The 5095-nt window shown below is 27.6% G+C and carries 4 protein-coding genes; all 4 read right to left on the reverse strand.

From position 1 onward, the window contains the following. Positions 1-314 precede the first annotated feature (314 nt). Positions 315-995, reverse strand: a complete 681-nt coding sequence (npdG, locus tag MBCUR_RS00935; RefSeq protein ID WP_067089082.1) for an NADPH-dependent F420 reductase — start codon at positions 993-995, stop codon at positions 315-317. A gap of 239 nt (positions 996-1234) precedes the next feature. Then, on the reverse strand, positions 1235-2296 hold the full coding sequence (locus tag MBCUR_RS00940; RefSeq protein ID WP_067089084.1) for an NAD(P)-dependent alcohol dehydrogenase: 1062 nt from the start codon (positions 2294-2296) through the stop codon (positions 1235-1237). 866 nt (positions 2297-3162) lie between these two features. After that, positions 3163-3444, reverse strand: coding sequence for a putative quinol monooxygenase (locus MBCUR_RS00945; protein WP_067089087.1), 282 nt, complete (start codon positions 3442-3444; stop codon positions 3163-3165). Between the two features lie 90 nt (positions 3445-3534). Further along, positions 3535-4779 (reverse strand): methyl coenzyme M reductase-arginine methyltransferase Mmp10, encoded by a 1245-nt coding sequence (gene mmp10 / locus MBCUR_RS00950; RefSeq protein WP_067089089.1) that lies wholly within the window; start codon positions 4777-4779, stop codon positions 3535-3537. Between the last annotated feature and the right edge of the window lie 316 nt (positions 4780-5095).

The raw sequence follows: 5095 nt of genomic DNA on the forward strand, positions 1-5095 counted from the left end.
GAATTTTATTAAATATTTATATTTATTTTTATAATAAAATCTATTATAACTTTATAAATCTAATTTTAGATTAATTAACTAAATTTAGAAGCTTAGATTTCGAATTGTTGCACAGCCCTTTTAAAAAATAAAAAAATATAAAGATTTAAAAAATATAATTGACATATCAATTAACAAAATTAAAAAAAATAAAATTTAAAATAAATTTAAAATTAAATTAATAAAAGCAGTTCATATAAAAGTTTGAAATGCTTTTGATCAAACTTTTTCTAAAAGTTTGTTTTTAAAAAGTTTGTTTTAAATGAATAAGGAAATTATTTTTCAGGTAATCCTGTAATTCTTAATCCACCGTAGTGAGTTTTGTATCTGATATTTAATCCAATTAAAAGTGCAGTGATTCTTTCTACTGTTCTAGCTTGTTCTAGCGGACCAGCATCTATGCATTTAACACCTGGAATTTTTTCTATTAACTCAAAAACTATTTTTTTAGCTTCTTTATCGTCTCCAGAGACTAAACAATCACAGTCAATCTCTTTTTCAACTTTTATTAAGCTAGCAGAGCTAATGTTATTAAATGCAGAAACTACTTTAGCACCTGAACCTTTTAATAATGCTGCTGTTCTTTCTGCAGCTGATCCTTCCCAAACACTGAAATATGTCGATGGAGTACCACCTATGTTTGACTGTAAAGGAACTGTGGCATCAATGAAAATTTTATCTTTAACATACTCTTTAACAGAAACTAAAGTTGGTTTTTGTGCAAGAATAGGCACAGTTAATATAATTATATCAGCAGCTGCTGCAGCATCTTCATTAGTCAAACCTTTTACATTGCTTAGACTATCATCATTAAGGATTTCTTTAACTTCTATTGCTGCCATTTCTGCTTTTTCTGCTTTTCTAGAACCAATAATTACATCTTCACCTGCTTTAACAAATCTGACAACGATACCTAAACCTTGATCCCCAGTACCACCTAACACTGCTATTGTCATAAAATCATCTCCTAAATTATTAATATATTTAATATAATAATTCATGAATTTAAATATTTCCTAAATATTTTAAAAAAGAAAAAATTAATAGAGAAATTATATAAAGAAATTAAAAAATAGCTATAAAAAAATTATTGTTAATTGTTTTTTAAAAAAATAAAAAAAGAATAATTTAAAAAAATTCTTATAAAAATTCTTATAAAAATATTAAGAAATTTTAAAAATTATTATACGGTTACCTAATCACCTAATATAACAACAGGTTTGATTAAGTTTCTTGGTTTATCTTTCATAAGCAAGAGTGCTTCTTCAAGATCTTCAAGTGCATCAAATCTGTGGGTAATTAATTTACTAGGGTCACCACGACCATAAGTAACAATATTAGCAAGTTGTTCCATTCTTGTTCTTCCACCAGGACATAATCCAGTATGGATATCTATGTCAGCCATTCCGAATCCCCATGGAGTACGAGGAATAGGTATATTTTCTCCTTCACCAAAGTAATTGATGTTAGAAACAACAGAACCTGCTCTAGCAGATTTTACGGCATCTATTAATATATCTGATCCACCACCAGCTACAATAACTGCATCTACACCTTCACCATCAGTAGCTTCTTTTATTTGATCTCCAGTGTCTCCATCTTTATATGATATAATATCAGTTGCACCATACTCTTTTGCAACTTCAACAGATACAGGTCTAGTACCTACAGCAAATATTCTTCCTGCACCTTGTAATTTAGCACCTAAAATTGCAGACAATCCTACTGCACCAATACCTAAAACAGCAACAGATCCACCTAAAGGAATATTTGCATTTTCAGCACCCATAAATCCAGTAGACCACATATCAACAAGCATAACACCATCAGCAGGGGAAATATTTTCTGGTAAAATTGCAAGATTAAAGTCTGCTTCATTACAAGTAAAGTATTCAGCCATAGATCCATCTTTATAATTAGAATATTTCCATCCACCTAAAGGGGCACCAGTTTGAGAAGAGAATCCTCTTTGTGCAGCATCACTTCCCCAATCAGGAGTAATTGCAGGAACAAGTACTCTGTCTCCAACTTTGATGTTTTTAACTAAATTTCCTACTTCTACAACTTCACCAACAGCTTCATGACCTAAAATTAAGTCATGTCTTTCACCAATAGCTCCTTCCCATACAGTATGCACATCAGATGTACATGGTGCAATGGCTAAAGGTTTTAAAAGAGCATCCTGTGGTCCTATTGAAGGAATATCTTTTTCTACCCAACCAATTTCACCTATTTTTTTCATTGCAAGTCCTTTCATTTTAACACTTCCATTAATAAATTCTCAATTACGAAATCCTTAATTAGAATCTTTTTAACTATAAGTCCATAATTAGAAAATTCTTAAATTACCCTTCAGGTGTTATGTTAAGAACTCATCAAGTGGATGTTTCGTGATAATTAGGTAAAATGTAAATTATCGTTCAAGTACGGTGTTCAGAATCCATTACATAAAATGTTCAGGATAATTGACTAGAATATTCTTAATTAGAAAATTCTAAATTACGAAATTCTTAAATTACCCTTCAGGGCTTATGTTAAGAACTCATCAAGTGGATGTTCCATGATAACTAGGTAAATGTAATTATCGTTCAAGTACGGTGTTCAGAATCCATTACATAAAATGTTCAGGATAATTAATTATATTTTTAGTTGAATGGATATTTAAAATTTTCTATTTGATTCTAATGTTGAACAAAATCTTTAAATTTTCCATGATTTATACTACTTAAACTTCAGAAATTTAAAAAAATGTTATTAAACTCTTATAAAATTTCTTTTTAATAAAAAATAGATTAAAAAATAAAAAAAGCTAGAAAAGTAATGATTCAAACAAATAACAAAAAAATATTAATTTAAACCACGTTATGTAAAAAATACTAATTCAATAAATGAATATTAAAAATAAAAAAATAAATGAATAGTAATAAGTGAATAAATAATAAAAAAATTAATAATTTAAAAAAATAATTAAAAAATAATTAAAAAATTATTATTAGAAATTAAATTTTATTTAATAATTAATTTTTATTTAATAATTAAATTTTGAATATAATATTATTTGTATTTAATTTTAAAGAATTTTATTATAAAATAAAATGAAGAAAAAATTAAATACAATACTCTTTAAATATCATACTCTTTAATATCTAAGTCTTCAGCTAAAATACTTCCAACAGCATCTGCAAATTTTTTAAAATGTTCAATTTCCATGTGTGCATTAAGATGATCTTTAGATTCCCACTGTTCAACCATCACAAAGCTATTTTCATCTTCAGAGTCATTAAAAAGATTATAACTAATGTTGCCATTTTCTAATCTTGTTTTTTTAATCAACTCTTTAGTAATCTCTAATAAATCCACTTTTTTGCCTTCTTTAAGCTTCATATATGCTAAGACTAAAATCATATTTTCACTTCCTGACATTTACATTAAATTTATATTACTATTTATTGTAATTTCTTGTATTAATACTTTTATCATTAATTTTGCCATTTGCTATTTCTTCATTCCATAAAAGTTTATTGCATCCACTAAATCTCTAAATAGCTCTAATTCTCTTTCTATTACATTTTCTTCTGTTAATGTTCCACTCATTTCTCCATCTACACTTAATTTTTCAGGACCTCTAGCTATTAGGCGATCTACACCATCTCTTGTTAGGATTTTTTCTGCATCTATTTGGTGAATAAATGATCTTCCTGGAATTAAAACAGTAGTCTTTAATTTCTCTAAGTCTATGGTTTCTAAGTCCTCTTTTGTAATTAAACAGGCAATGTCTTTTTCGGTTTCTACAACATTTACACTATCTGTTTCTAGTTTTTCAAAAATATTTTTGATATATGGACCAGCTATTTTTGAGCTTATTATTGTTGCTTCACCTGTAATTTCTTGGATAAATTGAAGATACACTTCATTTCCATCTTTTGCTATTGCAAATGGTGCACCAGTTTTAGGATCACAAACTGGAGTTCCTGTAACACGAAGATTAAACTCTTTATCAATTTCTTTAACTAAATCTTCAAATTTATCAACTGGAGTTGATTCTATTCCTTTAATTATAGGTGCATTTCCTAAAATAAGTCCTTCATTTGCCGTATTTGCAAATCTCATTAATATGATGGCTTTTGCACCCCAATCTTCTAAAGTTGCACATGTTTCTCTTAAAATATCTCCATCGTTTACACCAGGAATAATAACAGAGGCTGCATGAAGTTCTGTGCTTTCTGCAAATATTTGGGCTGCTTTCAATGATTCCTCTGGATTTTTATCTCCCATCCATTTTTTTCTCAAATCTACTTTGTCTGAAAAGATTGTAAAGGTTACTTCATCAACACCATTTTTAATTAAGTTGTTAGCTATCTCATGATTATCTATTCCTTTTCCACTTGTGTATCCAAGATGAACTGGGAGTGAAAACTGATTTAAGCTCGTTGTTAACTCTTCAAGATGAGGATAACAGCTTATATCTCCCCCTCCACTTATGTTTACTTTTAACTTACTATCTCTATAGTTTCCAAACATTAAAGTGTTTTGAAGTTCACTCATTACAAAGAAGGGTAGTTTAAATTCGTTTTTTGTTTCACTTACTTCTTCTCCACAATGGCTACATCCTACTATGCCAGGTGAACATTTACTACACCCAAATGGCTTTATTTCTTTAATTTTTCTAAAGTAACAGTATTTGCAAAAGCCATTACAATCTTTTCCTGGAATTCCTCCAACATCAGCAACAATTTGCATTTTTATCCTTCTTTTTATCAATTTTTAAAATAAAAATAATATGAATATTTGTTTTTAAATACATTTATAATTTTTCTAATATTTTTCTAATACTTTTCTAATGTTTTTTTATCATTTTTCTTATTTTTTCTAATAGTTTTCTTATTTTTTTTGAATGTCAAGATTTACCTAAATAAAAATTACCTATTAGAGATTTTCTATTAACCTGCTTTTTTTAATTAATTTTTTTATTTTTTTTTTAAAAATTGTATTTTTATGGAGATTTTTTTTAAATTATGGGATTTTTGCCTTTTTTTACTGTTTTTCTTGCTTATTT

Origin of the sequence: Methanobrevibacter curvatus (genome assembly GCF_001639295.1) — an archaeon.
Classification (GTDB): Archaea; Methanobacteriota; Methanobacteria; order Methanobacteriales; family Methanobacteriaceae; genus Methanoflexus; species Methanoflexus curvatus.